The sequence below is a fragment of the Streptomyces sp. NPDC059224 genome (genome assembly GCF_042754285.1).
Taxonomy (GTDB): Bacteria; Actinomycetota; Actinomycetes; order Streptomycetales; family Streptomycetaceae; genus Streptomyces.
In genome coordinates, this window is sequence record NZ_JBHZAN010000011.1 from 176,573 (window position 1) to 194,400 (window position 17,828).

At 71.3% G+C, this 17,828-nt stretch carries 19 protein-coding genes, 1 tRNA gene and 1 pseudogene; 9 read left to right on the top strand and 12 right to left on the bottom strand.

Features of this window, described 5'->3' with window-relative positions; all coding sequences use genetic code 11:
* Positions 1 to 216: 216 nt before the first annotated feature.
* Positions 217 to 1,287, top strand: coding sequence for a helix-turn-helix domain-containing protein (locus tag ACFXI4_RS14070; protein ID WP_384990244.1), 1,071 nt, complete (start codon positions 217 to 219; stop codon positions 1,285 to 1,287).
* On the opposite strand, the gene ACFXI4_RS14075 is transcribed toward ACFXI4_RS14070, so the two are convergent.
* Entirely contained in the window at positions 1,277 to 1,741 is a 465-nt protein-coding gene (locus ACFXI4_RS14075) for a hypothetical protein (RefSeq protein WP_384990246.1), read from the bottom strand. The genes ACFXI4_RS14070 and ACFXI4_RS14075 overlap by 11 nt on opposite strands.
* A 1,094-nt stretch (positions 1,742 to 2,835) precedes the next feature.
* On the opposite strand from ACFXI4_RS14075, the gene ACFXI4_RS14080 reads away from it, so the two are divergent.
* Positions 2,836 to 4,032, top strand: coding sequence for an MFS transporter (locus tag ACFXI4_RS14080; RefSeq protein WP_384990248.1), 1,197 nt, complete (start codon positions 2,836 to 2,838; stop codon positions 4,030 to 4,032).
* 363 nt (positions 4,033 to 4,395) lie between these two features.
* Positions 4,396 to 4,626: a hypothetical protein gene (locus ACFXI4_RS14085; protein WP_384990250.1), complete on the top strand. Its 231-nt coding sequence runs from the start codon at positions 4,396 to 4,398 to the stop codon at positions 4,624 to 4,626.
* A gap of 164 nt (positions 4,627 to 4,790) precedes the next feature.
* Here the strand turns inward: ACFXI4_RS14085 and ACFXI4_RS14090 are convergent, their stop codons facing one another.
* Both ACFXI4_RS14090 and ACFXI4_RS14095 read right to left on the bottom strand, forming a co-directional pair.
* Positions 4,791 to 5,852 carry a threonine aldolase family protein gene (locus ACFXI4_RS14090; RefSeq protein WP_384990252.1) on the bottom strand — a complete coding sequence of 354 codons (1,062 nt, stop codon included), beginning with the start codon at positions 5,850 to 5,852 and terminating at the stop codon, positions 4,791 to 4,793.
* A gap of 17 nt (positions 5,853 to 5,869) precedes the next feature.
* Positions 5,870 to 6,415 carry a helix-turn-helix domain-containing protein gene (locus tag ACFXI4_RS14095; protein WP_384990254.1) on the bottom strand — a complete coding sequence of 182 codons (546 nt, stop codon included), beginning with the start codon at positions 6,413 to 6,415 and terminating at the stop codon, positions 5,870 to 5,872.
* A 626-nt stretch (positions 6,416 to 7,041) separates the two neighbouring features.
* On the opposite strand from ACFXI4_RS14095, the gene ACFXI4_RS14100 reads away from it, so the two are divergent.
* Positions 7,042 to 7,368, top strand: a complete 327-nt coding sequence (locus ACFXI4_RS14100; RefSeq protein ID WP_384990256.1) for a hypothetical protein — start codon at positions 7,042 to 7,044, stop codon at positions 7,366 to 7,368.
* Between the two features lie 131 nt (positions 7,369 to 7,499).
* Here the strand turns inward: ACFXI4_RS14100 and ACFXI4_RS14105 are convergent, their stop codons facing one another.
* The 5 genes and pseudogenes from ACFXI4_RS14105 to ACFXI4_RS14125 all read right to left on the bottom strand — a co-directional run bounded on the left by ACFXI4_RS14105 (position 7,500) and on the right by ACFXI4_RS14125 (position 10,519).
* Positions 7,500 to 8,057, bottom strand: a complete 558-nt coding sequence (locus ACFXI4_RS14105; protein ID WP_384990330.1) for a hypothetical protein — start codon at positions 8,055 to 8,057, stop codon at positions 7,500 to 7,502.
* 104 nt (positions 8,058 to 8,161) lie between these two features.
* Positions 8,162 to 8,290 carry a hypothetical protein gene (locus ACFXI4_RS14110; RefSeq protein ID WP_384990332.1) on the bottom strand — a complete coding sequence of 43 codons (129 nt, stop codon included), beginning with the start codon at positions 8,288 to 8,290 and terminating at the stop codon, positions 8,162 to 8,164.
* A gap of 577 nt (positions 8,291 to 8,867) precedes the next feature.
* A pseudogene (locus ACFXI4_RS14115) lies at positions 8,868 to 9,077 on the bottom strand (SMI1/KNR4 family protein); the annotation flags it as partial.
* Positions 9,078 to 9,256: 179 nt separating this feature from the next.
* A tRNA-Met gene (locus tag ACFXI4_RS14120) sits at positions 9,257 to 9,330 on the bottom strand.
* 244 nt (positions 9,331 to 9,574) lie between these two features.
* Positions 9,575 to 10,519 (bottom strand): NADP-dependent oxidoreductase, encoded by a 945-nt coding sequence (locus ACFXI4_RS14125; protein WP_384990258.1) that lies wholly within the window; start codon positions 10,517 to 10,519, stop codon positions 9,575 to 9,577.
* Positions 10,520 to 10,786: 267 nt separating this feature from the next.
* On the opposite strand from ACFXI4_RS14125, the gene ACFXI4_RS14130 reads away from it, so the two are divergent.
* Positions 10,787 to 11,290, top strand: coding sequence for a MarR family winged helix-turn-helix transcriptional regulator (locus ACFXI4_RS14130; RefSeq protein ID WP_384990260.1), 504 nt, complete (start codon positions 10,787 to 10,789; stop codon positions 11,288 to 11,290).
* Between the two features lie 278 nt (positions 11,291 to 11,568).
* On the opposite strand, the gene ACFXI4_RS14135 is transcribed toward ACFXI4_RS14130, so the two are convergent.
* The 3 genes from ACFXI4_RS14135 to ACFXI4_RS14145 all read right to left on the bottom strand — a co-directional run bounded on the left by ACFXI4_RS14135 (position 11,569) and on the right by ACFXI4_RS14145 (position 13,929).
* Positions 11,569 to 12,555 (bottom strand): NAD-dependent epimerase/dehydratase family protein, encoded by a 987-nt coding sequence (locus ACFXI4_RS14135; protein WP_384990261.1) that lies wholly within the window; start codon positions 12,553 to 12,555, stop codon positions 11,569 to 11,571.
* Between the two features lie 195 nt (positions 12,556 to 12,750).
* A complete protein-coding gene (locus ACFXI4_RS14140; protein WP_384990263.1) occupies positions 12,751 to 13,377 on the bottom strand; it encodes a TetR/AcrR family transcriptional regulator in 627 nt (208 codons plus the stop codon).
* A gap of 255 nt (positions 13,378 to 13,632) precedes the next feature.
* A complete protein-coding gene (locus ACFXI4_RS14145) occupies positions 13,633 to 13,929 on the bottom strand; it encodes a hypothetical protein (protein ID WP_384990265.1) in 297 nt (98 codons plus the stop codon).
* Between the two features lie 416 nt (positions 13,930 to 14,345).
* Between ACFXI4_RS14145 and ACFXI4_RS14150 the strand changes: the two genes are divergently transcribed.
* Together ACFXI4_RS14150 and ACFXI4_RS14155 are read left to right on the top strand one after the other, a co-directional pair.
* Positions 14,346 to 15,236 carry an NAD(P)H-binding protein gene (locus tag ACFXI4_RS14150; protein ID WP_384990266.1) on the top strand — a complete coding sequence of 297 codons (891 nt, stop codon included), beginning with the start codon at positions 14,346 to 14,348 and terminating at the stop codon, positions 15,234 to 15,236.
* Positions 15,237 to 15,251: 15 nt separating this feature from the next.
* Entirely contained in the window at positions 15,252 to 16,097 is an 846-nt protein-coding gene (locus ACFXI4_RS14155; RefSeq protein WP_384990267.1) for an oxidoreductase, read from the top strand.
* 310 nt (positions 16,098 to 16,407) lie between these two features.
* Here the strand turns inward: ACFXI4_RS14155 and ACFXI4_RS14160 are convergent, their stop codons facing one another.
* Positions 16,408 to 16,539, bottom strand: coding sequence for a hypothetical protein (locus tag ACFXI4_RS14160; RefSeq protein ID WP_384990268.1), 132 nt, complete (start codon positions 16,537 to 16,539; stop codon positions 16,408 to 16,410).
* 133 nt (positions 16,540 to 16,672) lie between these two features.
* Here ACFXI4_RS14160 and ACFXI4_RS14165 point away from each other — a divergent pair, with 133 nt between their 5' ends.
* Together ACFXI4_RS14165 and ACFXI4_RS14170 are read left to right on the top strand one after the other, a co-directional pair.
* Entirely contained in the window at positions 16,673 to 17,563 is an 891-nt protein-coding gene (locus ACFXI4_RS14165; protein WP_362731006.1) for an NAD(P)H-binding protein, read from the top strand.
* Between the two features lie 109 nt (positions 17,564 to 17,672).
* Positions 17,673 to 17,813 carry a hypothetical protein gene (locus tag ACFXI4_RS14170; protein ID WP_384990270.1) on the top strand — a complete coding sequence of 47 codons (141 nt, stop codon included), beginning with the start codon at positions 17,673 to 17,675 and terminating at the stop codon, positions 17,811 to 17,813.
* Positions 17,814 to 17,828: the final 15 nt, after the last annotated feature.

A 17,828-nucleotide genomic window follows, 5' to 3' on the forward strand; every position in this document is an offset into this window, starting at 1 on the left:
CGTGGGTGTTTCGCCCGCTGGTCGTCAGGGGGGTGGGTGTTGGGGGGGGGGCGCGGGGGTCGTCGCGCGGGCGGTGCGGGGGGGGGGGGGGGGCGGCCCCCCCCCCCCCCCCCACCGCCCGCGGTGATCCGCTCCGGAACTACCATCGAGTCCGGCCGGTCGGGTTGTCCGGCCTGGGCTCGTACCGCTTTTTGGCGCACAGGAGTGTCACACCGTATGGACGTCACGTCGGACAGTCCCTGGGGGTCTATCGGACTGGACCGGTTCGAGGGGCAGTTGCTGGAGCACCTGATGGGGTCGCCGCCGGCCGACACCGCATCGGTGGCGCATGTGGCGGGGGTGTCCACGGCCAAGGCCGAGCAGGCGCTGCGCCGGCTGGAGGAGGTCTCACTGGTGCAGCGGAGCGCCGGACAGCCCGCCCGCTGGACGGCCGGTCCGCCGCGGTCCTCGCTCGGGGCACTGCTGGCACGCCGTCGCACCGAACTGGCCCGGGCAGAGGATCTGGCGGAACGCCTCTACGCGGCGTACGAGGCGGCCTCCGCCCCGCGGTCCGCGCACCTGGTGGAGGTCCTGCAACAGGGTGAGGAGGTGGCCGGACGCTACGCGCAGCTGTTGCGGGCCAGCTCCGTCGAGGTCCTGCACCTGGCGAAGCCCCCCTACGTCACGGCCGACCGGACGTCCGCACCGGTGCCGGAGGTCGGTCCGGGGGTGCGTCTTCGCTCCGTGTACGAGACGGAGGGATTCACCGACGCGGTGTCGCTGGACACCGCGTCACGCGGCACGGCCGGTGGCGGGGAGTTGCGCCTCGCGTCCTTCCTGCCGACGAAACTGGTGGTGTTCGACCGGACCTCGGCACTGCTGCCGGTGCGTTCCGAACGGCCGGCGGCGGGATCGCTGGTGGTCCATTCCTTCGCGCTGGTGGCGTCGCTGGCCGCGCTCTTCGAGATGGTGTGGGACCAGGCGGTCCCCGCGTCCCTGAACGCCGGGCACGCCCGGACGGCGCCGCCCCGGCGACCTGCCGCCGTACCGGTCGACGAACGGACCCGGGAGATCCTCGGGTTGATGGCGACCGGCATGAAGGACGACGCGATCGCGCGGGCGCTGGGAATCAGCCGCCGCACCGTCCAGAAGCACGTCAGCGACGCGGGAACGGCACTCGGTGCGAAGACGCGTTTCCAGATCGGTCTCCTCGCGGCGGAGCAGGGCTGGCTGGACCGGCGCGCTCCCGGCCCGGCACCGGGCACACGGCACGCTCACGGGCCGGGCCGTACGGCCGTCACGTCGTGACGCCGCCGGACGGTGATCCCGTGCCCTGGCGGGGACACGGGAAGGTGTCCGGCGCGGTGCCCCACGTCGCGCGGTTCTGCCGGCCGGGCAGGATGCCGCAGCTGAGCAACGTGGTGGTGGCGCCGTCCGGTTGGCGGAGCTCGCGGATGCAGACCGCCTTGTCGGGCGGGTACTTGTTCCTGCCGTCCGGTTGCGGCACCCCCGAAGCGCCCGGGTACCGGGACACGCCGTGGGCGGTGAGCCACAGGTAGATGTCGTTGGGCTGGACGTCCGTGGAGGCCGGCAGCAGGTTCTGGATGACCTTGGAGACGATGCCGACGGTGTCGAACCCGCCGGCCGCGTCGGCGTCGGCGCTCAGGTGCCCGAAGACACCTGCGAAGTCCTGCGTGAACTGGGCGTACGGATCCCGGGGGTCCGACGTGGGGGCGTTCGCCGTCTCGTAGAAGAGCGTCATGTACGGGGGTAGGCCCGTGCCGTCCGCGCGGGGCGGAGCCGGAAGTCGATGGGGGGCTCATGGTGTCCGGTGTGGTGGCTCCGGGTTTCTCGCTGTAGGTGACCTCGTCGATGCCGCCGTACGTCCGGTGGGCGCGCACGAAGACGTTCCTCAGGTCGGTGCTGAAGGAGGTGTCCGTCGGGTCGTAGACGACGGCGCGAGGCCTGTCACCGGTGAGGCGGTGGATCTCCGGCGAGTGGCGGATGAAGTCGGCGAAGACGGGTCCCAGGCGTGTGTTGGGTGCGGATGTCTGGAAGTACCGCTGCGGGGACCGGGGTCCGACCATGATGCTGCCGGACACGCCGTTGGCGATGACGGGAATGCCGGCCCGGTCGAGTTCCTGGACCGCCTTCAGCGACTCGGGGCGGCTCTGGGTGATGCCTATGACCGCGGCGATGTGGTCCGCGCGCTGCCGACGGATGATCATCTGTGCGATGTCCGGGTCCTTCGGCGCCGTGCGGTTGCGCGCGCCGTACTGGAAGTACCGGCCGGTGTTGGCGATGAGCAGGCGGATGGGCATCTTGTTCTGGCGGACGCCGGCGTTCAGCCGATGCTGCTGGGCGATCGCGCCGCGCAGGATCTGCAGGCCGAGCGGGGGGTCGTCGTAGACACCCTTCTGCAGACTCAGGGGGGCGAGGAAGACCAGGGTGCGGTACCGCCCGTCGGGGATCCGGGCGTTCTCCTCGGCGACCTGGCGTTCCAGGTCCCGCAGTTCCTTCCCCGGAGGCCCCCAGGCGTCCTCGTCCTTCCACCACAGCTCCCAGGCCCCGGACACGCGGTCATCGGCCTCCGCATCCCCGCACGGGCCCGGACGGGCGTCCGACAGCCGGACGACCGAAGAGTGCCTCTCCTGGTTCGTTTCCGTGCACGGTTCCTCTATGCTCGAGGAGATCTTCAACCACCGTATGACATCTGCCCGGTGACGGAGTCGGCGTGGGGTGCGCGTCCCCGCTCCACGCCACCACTGGACGGCTTCAGGCGCAGCCACGGGTCGGCACCTCCGGACGCCGACGCCCCGTTCGGCGCGTCCCGCCGGGCGGCGAAAGGGATGCGTCGTGCCTTCGGCATCGGCGAACTACCGCACCTTGCTGCGCACTTCGGGTGCCGTGGCCTTCTTCCTTCCCTCTTCTGTCGGACGTCTGGGCATCGCCATGACGGGCATCGGCATCGTCTGGCTGGTGCACGCACGCACCGGGTCGTATGCCGCCGCGGGTCTCGTCACCGGCGGATTCGCCATCGCGGACGCCGTAGCCGGGCCCCAGATCGGACGCCTCGTCGACCGGTTCGGGCAAGCGCGTGTGCTTCCGTGCGCGCTGGGCGCGCATGCCGGAGCCGTGGCACTGCTGCTCGCCGGCGCCGTTCCGGACCTCGCCGCCGGGATGCTGGTCGGGGCAACCCTGCCTCAGCTCTCTGCCCTGTCCGCCGCCCGCTGGTCCGCCCTGCTGTCCGGCGAACGGGCTGCGGCGCTGCCCACCGCTTTCGCCCTGGAAGCCCTCGCCAACGGCGTGTCCTACCTGACCGGCCCGGTTCTGGTGAGCGTCCTGGGCGCGGCGGGCCATCCGGATGCCGGAACGCTGCTCGCCGCCGTGCTGGTCGTCGGCGGCGGGTTCGCCCTGTCCGCGAACCGCCGCACCATGCCGCCCCTCACCGGCCGCGCGGAGGGCCGGCGTGCCCAACGGGCGCTGTTCCGCCCCGCGTTCCTGCGGCAGGTCGCGCTCGGCCTCGCACTCGGAGTGTTCTTCGGCGCGATGCAGGTGTCCGTCACCGCATACGCCGTAGGACGCGGCACACCAGGCGCGGCCGCGCCGCTCTACTTCGCCTCCAACTGCACCAGTCTGATCGGCGGTTGGGCGTACGGAGCATGGCGCCACAGCGGCTCCCCCCAGCGCCACCAAGCCGCTGCCGCCGCCGGTCTCTCCCTGGCCACCCTCCCGCTCACGGTCCTCGACACGCCTGTCGCGGTCAGCGCGACCCTCGCCCTGACCGGTCTCGCCGTGCCGGTCCTGCTGATCCTGACCACGCTCCTCACTCGGTCGGCGGTCCCGCGCGCCGTCCTCACCCAGGCGTTCACCTGGGGCAACTCCGCAAGCGCCGCAGGGTCGGCAGCCGCCACGGCGGTCGCGGGACAGGTGGTCGACGCGGGCGGTGCGCAGGGCGGATTCGGCGTGGCGGCGGGGGCGGCGGTGACCATGACGGTCCTTGCGCTCGGCGGCCTGAAGGGGTCGCCGGAGGCGGATGACGAACGAACCTGACACGGTCCGAGGGCAGCCACCGGCAGGAGGCGTGCGACTGCGTCGCGCCGACCGCCGCCCCGCACTTCGCCCGACCTTACATAGACGACCCCGGTGCGATGCACGACCTCATCAGGTGCACATCAACGACCTTGCCGATCTGGGTAGTTCCGTGGGCACCGAGGGTTGCATCGAGCAGATCTCCGGAGTGGCCGCCGCGCTCGACGAGGCACTCGTGCAGGACTACGACGGCACCCTGCGGATCGCACCGGCGTGGCCGACGGGCTGGGACGTCAGCGGCACCGTCGCGGTGCGGGGCAACACCAGGGTGAGCGTGCAGGTGCGGGGCGGCAGCCTGGCTCCACCAGCGCCGGCACCTTCAACGTGCCGGCCGTATCCGGCCAGTCCTACCTGGTGGAGCCGGTCGCGGCCCCCACCACCGCGCTGCCCTACGCACAGGTCTCCTGCTCCCCCGCGACCACCGCCAGGCATCTGGGTGCCGCGCAGATCGGCATCGACGGCGGCGGCACGCCCGGCACCGGCTCCGTCGTTTCCTCAAGGCGCACGCCAACGGCGGCTACGTCACCGCCGAGAACGCCGGTGCCGCTCCCCTGATCGCCGACCGCACCGCCATCGGCCCATGGGAGGAGTTCGATCCGGTCAACGGCTGAGGGCGCTCGCTCACCGCCCTCGTGCCTGTCACGGGGCTCGGGACGAGGGCTGTAGGACGGCGACGAGCCGACCAGGTTCTCCGATACGCCTGCGGGAGACCCCAGGGTTCAGACGCTGTGGCGGCGGACGGCGTCGAGGAGCTGGTCGATGTCCTCGGTGGTGTGGGAGAAGGCGGTGACGAAGCGGACGATGCCTTCTTCCCAGCGGTCGTGGTAGAAGGCGTAGCCCTCGGCGAGGAGCCCCTCGGTGACGTGCGCGGGGAGGCGGCAGAAGAGGATGTTGGCCTGCGGGGTGGCCAGGAGCCCGATGCCGGGGATGGCCTTGAGGCCGTCGCCGAGACGGGTGGCCATGGCATTGGCCCGGCGGGCGTTGTGCAGCCACAGGTCGTCGGTGAGGTAGGCATCGAGCTGGGCGGTCTGGAAGCGCATCTTGGAGGTGAGCTGGCCGCCACGCTTGGTGCGGAAGGCGAGTTCGTCGGCGAGGGCCGGGTCGAAGGAGACGATGGCGTCGGCGGTCATCGCGCCGTTCTTGGTGGCGCCGAAGGACAGGACGTCGATGCCGGCTTTCCAGGTCATCTCGGCCGGGGTGACACCGAGGCGAACGAGGGCGTTGGCGAACCGGGCACCGTCCATGTGCGTGCGCAGGCCCGCTTCCTTGGCGATGGCGGACAGCTCGCGGATCTCGGCGACGCTGTAGACACTGCCGCTCTCGGTGGCCTGACTGATGCTCATCACCGAGGGCTGCATGCTGTGCACGTCGCCGGCGCGGCGACCGACCGCCGTCCGCAGGGCGTCGGGGTCGAGCTTGCTGTCGTCACCGGCCAGGCCGACCAGCTTGGCACCGCCGGTGAAGAATTCGGGAGCGCCGCATTCGTCGTGGTGGATGTGGCTGTCGCGGTGGGCCAGGACGCTGCCCCAAGGCGGGGTGAGGGCGGCCAGGGCCAGACCGTTGGCGGCGGATCCGGTGGAGACGGGGAAGACGCCGACCTCGCGTTCGAAGACTTCGGCGAGCTTGTTGCGGGCGCGGGCGGTGAAGGGGTCGTTACCGTACGGGAGGACCTGCCCGAGGGCGGCGTCGGCGACGGCCTGGGCTATCCGTGGGGAGGCGCCGGCCATGTTGTCGCTGCTGAAGGAGAGGCCGGAGGGGGTGGTGAGGGGAGCGGTGCTCATGTGAGGGTCCTCGTGGGTCAGGTGCTGAGGGGTGAGGCGAAGACGACGGTGATGTCCACGGCCTCGGCACCGGTGCGGTAGAAGTGCGGGGCGTCGCCGGCGAAGGCGAGCATGTCGCCTGGTCCGAGGTCTTGCGGGGCGTCGACGGGGCCGGCGGTCACGGACCCGCTGGAGATGATCAGGTGCTCGATCGTGCCGGTGGCGTGGGGCACGCCGGCCAGCTCGGTCTCGGGCCGGATCCGCAGGCGCCAGATCTCCAGGCTGTTGCCGCTGCTGATCCGGCGCAGCAGTTCGCGGGTGACCTCGCCGGGCTCGGCGTCCGTACCCGGCCGGTAGACCGGCCCGGTGTCCGCGTCCCGTGCCAACAGGTCCGCGATCGGAATCCGCAGGGCGATCGCGATCGCGTCCAGCGTGTCGATCGTCGGGTTGCCCCGGCCCGCCTCCAGCTGCGAGAGCGTGGCCTTGCTCAGCCCGGCACGCCGGGCCATCTCCGCCGCGCTCATCCCTCGCTGCTGGCGGCGCAGCCGGATCTTCGCCCCGACGGCGGCGGAGGTACTGCTCACCGGAGGGCGGGCAGGTGGCGGGGGTGTCATCGGTGATCCCCGTCAGTGCATGAATGAACCATACGTTCACTATAACGTACGCGCCGATCCATTGAACCCAGCGTTCACTTTACCGAACGAGCGACCCGACCTGCTTCGTCCGCCGGCCACCGCGAGGGCTGCGGGTCTGACTGGGTTCGGGGCGGACAACTGACGGACGACCAGGTCAGGGCGGCGATCCCGGCAGTCCTCGACGACGGCAGCCCGGAGGCTCTGCGGTGCTTCCGGACGATCGGCGGTACGAGATCGACGACTGACAACCGCGGAAACCCAACCGCCCAGAGCGGGCCGGGCCTCGCCCGGCCCGGCAACACCGCAGCCGCCTTCCGCAGCACCCCCGGCGGTCGCGCCGCGCCGGCTGCGGGCTTGAGTGAGTGTCAGGTCCATCATGCCTGCTCGGACGCGGTTTGCGGTAGGACCGAGCGCACGTCCGCTCAGGCTTGTCCGGGGTGGTCGCCTGCCCGCACACTCGTCGTCATCCACTCTCCGACGTCTGTGTCGGCATCCCCTCTCGGGTGCCGACACGTTCGTCGTGCTGTCCCGTCGTGGGACGGGTGCAGGCGGGAGTGAGGAACGGAGGGGGAACGATGGATCAGGACATCGTCATGCGGGCGAGGGTCCAGTTGCTCAGTGCCAACCGGCGGGTGGTACGCGGCACCGAGGGCCTGCGGATCTACCGCCTGCTCACGCAGGTCCAACCGGAGGTGTACGGGTCGAAGCTCGCGTACGTTCTGGTAGAGGCAAGCCTCTCACCTCTGGTGCAGGAGCTGCCCGAGCAGCGGCTGGCACTGTTGGACGAGGCCGTCGCGGTGGCCTCGGCCCTGGGTACCGCGAATCCGTACCGAGCCAAGGTACTGGCGAAGGCGCTCGCCGCCAGGCGGGAACTTGAGGGCCGGCAGAGGCGGGGAATGTAGGGCAGATGCCCGTCTGCCGCAGGCGCCCCCGGGGCTTCCATGAGGGATCGGGCGCCTGCGGCGCGGGAGGCTTCATGTGACGGGTCCCCCGTCCGACCGTCGACCGTGCCATCGACTCGCCTTCGCATCCGTCACGGAGCCACTGGTTCTCCCGATGCGTCCGAACACGTCCGCCGAAGGAACGCGAAGGCCACGTCGGCGGCGTCGGCAGGGCACAGCCGCACGACAGTGATCCGGTTCGGCATGGTGATGACGTAATGCCGGGCCAGACAGGAGAGGTCTCCCCAGCTTTCCCGGGCATGGGCGCGCATCAGGACCCGGCCGCATCGCGTGCAGGTGATCCAGGGGACGAGAACGAGGCCGGCCATGTCCGGTTCAACCGCGCTCACGGCCTCGGGGACACTGCTCGCGTCGCCTTCGGTCAGCTTCACGGGGCCCGGTATGCCCTCGTCAGCGCACTGGAGGATACGAGGCGTGAGTGCCTCCCGCTCACCCCAGGTCTCTGCGAGTACGGAGATCTGGGCCCTGACGGTCCCACTGATCGGCACCTGGTGGCCGAGGAGGCCGGAGACGAGCAGGCCGAGCCCAGCCTCCTGCTCTCCGATGTCCCAGCAGTCGTTGACTTCCCGGGCTCCGGCCTCCGGCAGCAGAGCGGCCGGCCGGTTCCAGACAGCAGCGTCGTCGGTCACCTCGCAGACGCTACCGGCCGAGGCTGACATCCAGGCTCCGCCCAGCACCGGCCGGACCCGTTTTCGCTGTGCCGCTGACGTCCGTCGCAGACCTGGGCGCGGCGTCACGTCATGTTGAGCGCTCTCTCGATGGCGTCGCGTACCGCCTCGTCCGTCTCGTCGGCCAGGTGACGGCCGAGGATCTCTCGTCGCGGGGCGGGCAGCCCCCACCCTTCCGGCGTGCGCGTCGTCATCAGGATGGCCGCGAGGGAGCGGATGCCGGGGACCGGATCGGCGAGTGCCGAGGCGAGCAGATTTCGGCCGGGTTCCCCCTGGGCGGCCAGGGCACGGAGAATCGCTTCCCGGACGGCTGGATGAGTCTCGGTGGTCAGTGCCCGGCTCCGGGTGAGTGATGAACGTGCAGGCGGCGGCTCTCCGTCTGGTCGCGAGTCCGTCTTCCAGGAGCGTGGCCGCAAGCCGGACCTCGTCGCCGGACATTTGATCGGCGAACCAGGTGAGGTCCCGGTGCCCGGTCAGGACGAAGTCGAGCCACCGCTCGTACCAGGACAGGAAGTCGGAGTCGGTGTGAAAACGGGGGGCGAAGAACCCCTCCCTGTTGACCTCGACGTTGACCTCGACCAGGCGCCCGCGCCCAGGGCCTGTGACGACAAGCAGCGTGAAGTCGCTGCAGCCCCGGTGGACGACCGTGATGGTGCCGGGGAACGTGCCCGTGAACTCGTCTCGGTCAGCGGGCCCTTGCGGAATGTCCAGGTCGGGGACGATCGGGAACGACTCGTCGAGCGGTCCCACGCCGGTCTGCCGGCCGACCCACTGCTCCATCGGCAGCAGGCCGTGGGGGGGACCGTATCCCCCGTGGCCGATCCGGGTGAGGAACCGGCGGAATTCCTCGGGCAGTCGGATGCCGTGGCTCTCCTCGAACTCCGAGAGCTGTGCTTCGGTGAGCGGGGGGCCGAGGACGGCCTTCTCCGTCTCCGGCAGCGCGGCGAGTTTGGTGTGGATCCGGCTGATCCTGGCGTTCACCGGTACGTCTTCTCAGGTGGGACGAAAGTTCGAGACGACCATAGCGTGGTGAGCCTGCTGCAGCTGTGAAGAGCGTGCGCTCAGTGCGCGTGCGGCCGCCGAGGCCGACGGCCGCGCCTCGGAGTCGGCTTGACGTACGTTCGGCCCCCTCGGCTTGCGCCGAGGGGGCCGAACTGTCGTAGCGGGAGCCGGATTTGAACCAGCGACCTCTGGGTTATGAGCCCAGCGAGCTACCGAGCTGCTCCACCCCGCGTCGATGACCCCATCCTACGCGATGCGGAACAGCGTCGCCGGGAATTACAGGTTCGCTGTCGTGGCGGCCCCGGGGGGGGCGGCCCCCCAACGGTTTGGGCCTCCGGGCCGCGTGGCCGGGGCCTCGCGCGCGGCCGGCCTTTCTGGGCCGCGGGGCGGGGGGGGGGGGGCCGCCCCCCCCCACGACAGCGATGTCGGCATCCGGACCGAGTGCCGTGGCCGCTTCCTCCGGTGAGGGATCGGCGTCAGCCGGCGGACGGGACGACGACGACCTTGCCGTGCACCGCGCCCTCGGCGGCTCGTGCGTGCAGCGACGCCAGCTCGGCCAGCGGCACCCGCTCGGCGACGTCGACGCGCAGCTCGCCGCGGTCGATCAATTCCACCAACTGTGCCAGTTGCCCGGCATCGCTGCGGACGAACAGGTCGATGCCCCGCACGCCGCGCTCCTCGTCGCCGGGGGCGGGCATCCACACCGTGGTGTTCACGACGACCCCGCCGGAACAGACCAGAGTGGCCAACGCGGCCAGCTCGGCCGGGTCGACCGGTGCGAGGTTGAGCGCGATGTCGACCGGCTCGGTCACCGCGGTGGTCACGCTGGTGGTGGTGTGGTCGATGACCTCGTCGGCGCCGGCCGCCCTGACCGCATCGCCGCTGCGGTGGCTGGCTGTGGCGATGACGTGGGCACCGGCGTTCTTGGCCAGCTGCACGGCATAGCCGCCGACCGCACCGCCGGCGCCGTTGATCAGCACGCGCTGCCCGGCCGCCAGCTTGCCGTGGTCGAACAGCGCCTGGTACGCGGTCAGGCCCACCACCGGCAGCGCGGCGGCGTCGGCCAGCGGGACGCTCTTCGGCGCCGGGGCCAGGATCTCGGCCGGGGCCAGAACGTACTCCGCGGCGGCTCCGTCGCCGTCCATCGGCAGGAAGGCGACAACGTCGTCACCGACCTCGACGCCGTACACGCCCTCACCGAGCGCGTCGACCGTGCCGGCGACGTCGATACCGGGGGTGTGCGGCAGCACCACCGGGATGGGGCCGCGCATGAAGCCGCCGCGGATGTTGCCGTCCACGGAGTTGAACGACGTCCCGGCGACGCGGATGCGGACCTCTCCGGCTCCGGGGGCGGGCTGTTCGACGTCCTCGAAGCGCAGGACGTCGGGGTCGCCGTACTCGTGGAAACGCACTGCCTTCATCAGAGTCCCGCTTTCACGTCAGGGTAATTGCTTCGAACTCGAAGCAACTGGGAACACGCTACTGCTACTTCGAATTCGAAGCAAGCATCCTCTGTCGCCTCCGGTCCACCCTCGTCGGCGCCATGAGCCCGGCAGTGGCCACAGGTACCGGGCCCCACGCGCAGGGGCTCGTCCCGGCACCGGGTTCCTGGCGTCACACCGGGCGCCCGTGACGGCTCGGACGGCGGCGTACCACACTCTTCGAATTCGAAGCAGTAGACTCCGGCCATGCATGATTCGCCGCCTTCGCTCGACCCCGTGCAGCTCGGCGCCTACTTCGACCTCATCGAGGTGACCAGCCTGCTCCGGCACGCGGTCGAACAGCAGCTGCGCGAGGCCGGCGATCTCAGCTACGTACAGTTCCAGCTGCTGGCCCGGCTCGGTGACTCGCCGACGGGCAGTCACCGCATGACCGACCTGGCGGACGGCGTCGTCTACAGCCGCAGCGGCCTGACCTACCAGGCAGCTTCGCTCGAGAAGGCGGGCCTGGTCGTGCGCGCTCCTTCCGCGGACGACGAGCGGAGCATCACGGTCACCATCACCGATGCCGGGCGCGCACTGCTCGCACGGGTACTGCCCGGCCACATCGAGGTGGTCAGCGGTCTGCTGTTCGAACCGCTCTCCCGCGACGACGTCGAGACCCTCGCCCGCCTGCTGGCGCCGGTGCGCGACCACATGCGCTCGACGCCACCACGCTCGGCGGGGCCTCGCCGCCGCAAAGACAAGGAGTAGGGACCAGGCCGGTGGTCAGGGGGCATCCACACTGCCGCGTTCGCGGTAGACGCGATGTCCGCGGTGGGGCAACGACGTGAGGCGGGCGCTCGGCGAGGGCAGCGCCATGCCGGGCATCGAGGCCCACCAGGCGTACGGCCTTGATCCGGCAGTGCTTCCCCGGCTCGACGAACGTCTCCTCGTCACCCCGCTCACCGTGAAGACCCGCACCGACCGGGCGATACGGCGTGCGCCAGTGCCGATGCTCAGGTACGCGAGACCGGTCCAGCACCCGGTCGTCAGCCGAGGGCGTCGAGCAACTCGCGCTCGCGCCGCGCGCTGAGGCCTGCGCGCCTTTCCCGGTCCAGCCCCTGCTCGCGTTCCCAGCGCAGCGTGTCGGCGAGCACCTGCGCCCGGGGCCGGTGGCGCAGTCCGGCAGCGCGCGCCGAAGACCCGTCCCGGGCCGACCACCCTTCCCAGCCCGGCTCGACCAGCCACATCGCCAGCGACTCGGACCCCATGTACTGGGCCACGCCGTTGGCGAGCAGCCACGCCGGTTCGGCGGTGACCACCGGACCGGTGTGACCGCCCGCCGCGCGGGAAAGGTCGATCCACTCCCCGAACGGAACGACCGGGCCGACGGCGTTGTACGTGCCGGTGACCCCCGTCTCCGCGGAGTCGAGCAGCCAGGAGGTGAGGTCCCGCACGTCGATCACCTGGGTGGGCACGGCCGGTGTGCCGGGGACCAGCATCGGTCCTCGCGGATCGCGTGCGGCGCGGGCGGCCCAGTAGCCGGAGCGCCCGCTGTGATCGCCCGGCCCGCCGATGAGCCCGGCTCGTGCGATGAGGAGGCGGTCGCCCACAGCGGCCGTCGACGCCTGCTCGCAGGCGACCTTCGCCTCGCCGTACAACTCTCGGTCGGCCTCGCTCCGGTCGGTCGGGGCGAGCAGGGCCGCCGACTCGTCCGCCCCCGGCGTGGCGTGGGAGGCGTAGGCGTTGCCGGACGAGACGTACGCCCAGTGCCCGGCCTTGCCGCCCAGCGCGTCGAGCGCCCCACGGACGAATCCCGGTTGCCATGACACCTCGACGACCGCGTCCCACACACGGTCGAGCAGGGGCTCGTAGGCGGACGGGTCGCACCGGTCGGCGGCGACCAGTACCGCTCCGTCCGCGACTTCTCCGCTCTCGCCACGCGCGAGGCAGGTCACCCGGTGCCCGCGTTCGATCGCCTGCCTCGACAGCTCCCTGGCCACCCATGCCGTTCCGCCCAGAACCAGGATCTCCATGCCGACACACAAGCACCCGGACCACCGCCCGGCCAGGCGGATTCGCTGACAGCAGAGGGCCAGCCGTATGGCTTCGGAGAAGGGCGGGCAGGTCCGGCCGGCCGGAGATCCGCCCGGGACCCCTTGTCGCGCGCTTCGCCGCCGACCGCCGGATCAGGTCCGCCGCGCGGCTGCGTGGTCGTACCCGCTGGACGGTCAGCGTTCCGCGGCGAACGACTCGATGTAGGCGAGGGCTCCGTACAGCGCGTCGCGCAGGGGTGTGGACTCGCCGGCCGCCTGGTCCAGCAGCGCTCCGCCCTGGAACGCGGCGGCGAGCAGGTGGGCGAGCGCGGCCGGGTCGGCCTCCGGCCGCAGTTCGCCGCGCTCACGCATCTTGTTCAGGCCCCGCCTGAACAGTGCCTGCCACCTCTCGAACCCGTCGGCCACCGCGTCCCGGTGGGAGGCCTCGTTCTTGACGATCTCGGCGGCCAGGGAGCCGAACGTGCAGCCGCCGCGCAGCATGTCCTGCGAGGCGATGTAGGAGTCGGCCCATCGGTGCAGGGCGGCGAAGCTGTCCAGCTCGCCCAGTTCGGGTGCCTGGTGGTGGGCGACGATGTTGTCGGCCTGCCAGGCGAGCACCGCGCGGACCAGGGACTCCTTGGTGGGGAAGTGGCGCGTGAGCTGCGAGCCGCTGACCCCGGCGGCCTCCCGGATCTGCTCGTTGCTGGTGTTCTGCGCGCCGTGTTCGTAGATCAGCTCGGCGGCCGCCCTGACGATGCGTTCGCGGGTGGCCAGTCCCTTGGCGGTCAGCTTCTGACCCGACGCCTCGCTGGTGGTGGTCATGACGACCACCGTACAACAAAAAGGGGCTTGACAACCCATTCCTTGGGAGGTTCCCTGGAGTCAAGCTAAAAAGGGTTGCCAAGCCCATTTCTCCGGAGAGGCGGACGGGATGTCCACACAGGCTGCACCGCGGACGGTCGCTCGGCCTGCTCCAGCCGAGCTTCCCCGGACGCCAGCACACCCTGGTGGCCGGTCCGCGGGCCGGCGTGGGCGCGATCGCGGCTTCGGCGGGTCCGCCTGTCGGGGGCCTGCTCGTCACCCCGGACCGGCGGTGGATCTCCGCAGGAGGCTGAAGTGCCAGACCTCCTGCGTGAACAGAGCGGTCCTGAGGAGGACGACGGCGAGGCCGGCGGAGAACAGGAACAGGGCCACGGCGGCGGTGAACGGCCTGCCGGCGAACACCTGCCTCTCGGTCACCGGCGCCCTGGCGTGCAGGGTGCGTTCGAGGACCGCGGCGGCGGCCACGGCCGCTGCCGCGAACAGAGCCGGGGTGCGGACGTCCGTCCAGTCCCACCCGGGCTCCTGGGCGGTGGCGAACACCAGCAGGCTCACGGCCGGCAGCAGTGCTGGGGCGGGCGGGGGTCTCCAACGCCCCGGCGCCCCTGGCCTCGATCGCCTTCGCCTTGAGCGCGGCCCCCCTCCGGAGCCGCTTCGTGGGCGTGGCCCTCCTCGTCGCCCTCCCCCCACGCCATGACTACCGGGTTCGACCATGCCCGGTCGGTCCAGGCCGGCGCCGGAATCGCCGTGACCGCAGCGCTGCTCGCCCTCCGGCCCGCCAAAGACCCTGAACCGCACCCCCTGAACCACCACCCACCCTGACCACACGGCGGCAGCCACGCGGGGGCGGCGCGCAAGCGCCCACAGAGCCCTGGGAGGACGGGCAGCGCACCACCGCTCCCGTTCCCCCCTCACCCGCGGCCTCCGCGCGGCGGACAGACCCTGGAGTTCGGCCGAACTCCCCTCGAGAAATGAAGATCACCCTCATGGAACGCAATCTTCTCGTGATCGGAGCCACCGGCAAGACCGGCGGCCGCACCACCGAACTCCTGCTCCAGCGAGGACACCGCGTCCGCGCACTCGTGCGCGGCCTTGACGAGCGCGCCGAGCGGCTCGCCTCCCTCGGCGCCGACGTCGTGCAAGGCGACGTCCTGGACCTGGACTCCGTGGCCCGGGCGGCCAAGGGGATCGACGCCCTGTACTTCACCTATCCGATCCGCCCCGGCCTGATGGACGCCACCGCGAACGTGGCCCAGGCGGCCGAGGAGAACGGCGTCCGGGCGATCGTGAACATGTCGCAGATCTCCGCCCGCCGCGACACCGCCAGCAACGCGGCGCGCCAGCACTGGGTCGCCGAGCGCGTCCTGGACCACTTCCCGGTCCCGGTCACCCACATCCGCCCGACCTTCTTCGCCCAGTGGCTGATCGACACCTGGGCCGACGGAACCGGCGAACTGCGCCTGCCGTTCTCCGACGGACGCCACGCCCCCATCGCGGAGAGCGACCAGGCCAAGGTGATCGCCGCCATCCTGGAGAACCCCGCCCCGCACGCCGGCCAGATCTACCCCCTGTACGGCGCGGAGGAGCTCAACCACTACGAGATCGCCGAGAAGATGTCGCGCGCACTGGACCGTGACGTCAGCTACGTGCCCATCGAACTCGACGAATTCGCCGCCATCCTGCGCGGGCGCGGCGCACCCGAGCACCTCATCCAGCACCTGCTCGCCGTGGCCGTCGACTACCGCAACGGCGTTTTCGCCGGCACCAACGACCTGGTGAAGACGATCGGCGGCAGCGACCCCCTCGACGTCGAGGGCTTCATCGACCACAACCGCGCGGCCTTCGACCCGCACACCGTCTGAACACTGGAGAAGACAATGAGCGTTTGGTTCATCACGGGATCCTCCCGCGGCTTCGGCCTGGAGATCGCCCGTGCCGCCCTCGCCGCGGGCCACCAGGTGGTCGCGACCGCCAGGAACGCCGAAACCGTCCGCGAGCGGTTCCCGGCCGTCGACTTCCCGTCCGTCGACGACGCGCTGCTCACCGTGGCGCTGGACGTGACCGACCCGCAGAGCATCCAGGCGGCCGTCGACGCGGCGGTCGACCGGTTCGGCCGGATCGACGTCCTGGTCAACAACGCCGGCACCGGACTGCTCGCCGCCGTCGAGGAGTCCGACGACGCCGCGGTCCGCGCGGTCTACGAGACCAACGTGTTCGGCCCGCTCGCCGTCCAGCGCGCCGCACTGCCGGTACTGCGCCGCCAGCGCGCCGGCCACGTGATCAACATCAGCTCCATCGTGGGCTTCGCCACCGCGCCCGGCTGGGGCATCTACGCCTCCACGAAGTTCGCCGTCGAAGGCTTCACCGAGACCCTCCACACCGAACTGGCCCCCCTCGGCATCCACGTGACACTCGTCGAACCGGGCTTCTTCCGGACCGACTTCCTCGACCCCGCCAGCCTGCACACCGGCCCTGACACGATCGACGACTACGCGCCCACCGCCGGGGCGATGCGTACGACCGCCGCGAGCCTGAACCACGCCCAGCCCGGTGACCCGGCCAAGGCCGCGCGCGCCATCGTCGAACTGGCCGCCACCCCCGAACCGCCCCTGCGCCTCCCGCTCGGCACCGACACCCTGCACGCCTTCGACGACAAGCTGGACACCTTCCGCAAGGAGATGGACGCCTGGCGGCACGTCGCCCTCGCCACCGATCACGACTAGGACGTGACCAGGACGTTTCGTCTCTGACGCCTGATCAGCGGATGATGAAGCCGACGGGGCATCCGAATCACGCCCGCCCCCCGGCACACCCGGAAGGCTGGGCGCCCTTCGGTGACGAGCGTGACCCTGCCCGGGTGGTCGCGTTCGGTGACGCCATGGTCGCGATCGCCGTCACGGTGCTCGTTCTGGAGGCGGGGATTACTACTGGGTCAACGGCGGCGACCGGCGGCAGCAGGAGGAGCGGGACCTCAGGGACTTCGACGTCGCACTCGACGCAGCCGGCGAGTACGCCCATGCCATGAGTCAGGTGTCAGCGAGCTTCGTTTCTGGTGCTGTGGAAGTCCGGGTATTGCTGGCCGAAGAGCCGGCTGCGGACGGAGACGACCAGGTCGTCCGCCTCTTGCGAACCGGCCGCCTCGCGGCTCAGGGCGGCCCGGGGCATTCTCGTAGTGGTGGACCAGCGGGCCGTCGCACGGCCGGAGGAGACAGGGTGTCACTCCCCCGCCAGGCGTGCCAGACGTGATCGTCAGCGCGACCGTCCCGACCGACGCCGGCCCCGGACGAGGGGAAACCCCATGCCGGAGAAGAAGCACGCCACCGTGGCGGTCACCGGAGTGACCGGGGCGCTGGGTGGCCGGATCGCGCCCCGCCTCGCCGGTCGTGGCGTTCCCCTGCTGCTCGTAGGGCGCAGGCCGGACCGGATGCCCGACCTGCCGGGTGCGCAGCGACGGGGTCCGGCCGCCTACGGCGATGCCGCCGCCATGCGCACGGCCCTGGTGGGAGCGTCGACCCTCGTCCTGGTCTCCGGACACCGCACGGGGCGTCGTCTCGAGGAGCACGCCATGGCGGTCGAGGCAGCGGCCGCGGTCGGCGTCGACCGGGTCCTGTACGTGTCCCTGGTCGGCGCCTCCCCCATCGCCACCTACACCAACGCGCGGGACCAGTGGACCACCGAACAGTTCCTGGCCGGCGCCGGGATCCGCCACACCGTGCTGCGGGCGGGCATCTACACGTCGACACCGGCGGCCCTCGCCGACGAGGAGTTCGTCGTGAGCGGCCCCGCGCGCACCGGACGCGCCGCGTTCGTCACCCATGAGGACATCGCCGACGTGATCACCGCCGTCGCGCTCGACGACGGTCCTCGTTCCGAGTACGACGGCGCGATCCTGGAGATCACCGGACCCGAGGCGCTGACCCTCGACGAATGCGTGGCACGGATCGCCGCCGCCACCGGTCGGCCGTACCGCTTCGAGTCGGAGACCTTCGAGGAAGCCTTCGCCCGGCGCTGGCGGCGTGGCATGAGCGGCGAACAGATCGAGACCTGGATCTCGTGGTACCAGGCGATCGAACGCGATGAGGTCTCCGTGGTCACCGACGTCGTCCCCCGGCTCACCGGACGGCCGGCCACGCCGGTGCCGAACGCGGCGTGGTGGCCGTCACCCCACACGGCACGTGGCGTGGCCTGACTCGCGTGACTCCGTCCCGAGGTGCGGCGTACCCCGTTCGGCCGCACGATGGACATGGCCGGCACGCGGCCAAGGAAAGGCCATGACCGCCAGCTTTCGGGGAGGCGTCGTGATCTTGATTGCTCTGCTCGCCCCACTGGTTCCGCTGCTCCTGCTGTTCGGGCTGCCCATACTGGAGGACCGCCTGTTCCCGCCGCCGCCTCCCGTCCAGGAGGCCGCGGATCTGGCCGAAGCGGCCGACGACGACTGACGCCCAGCCCCTGGA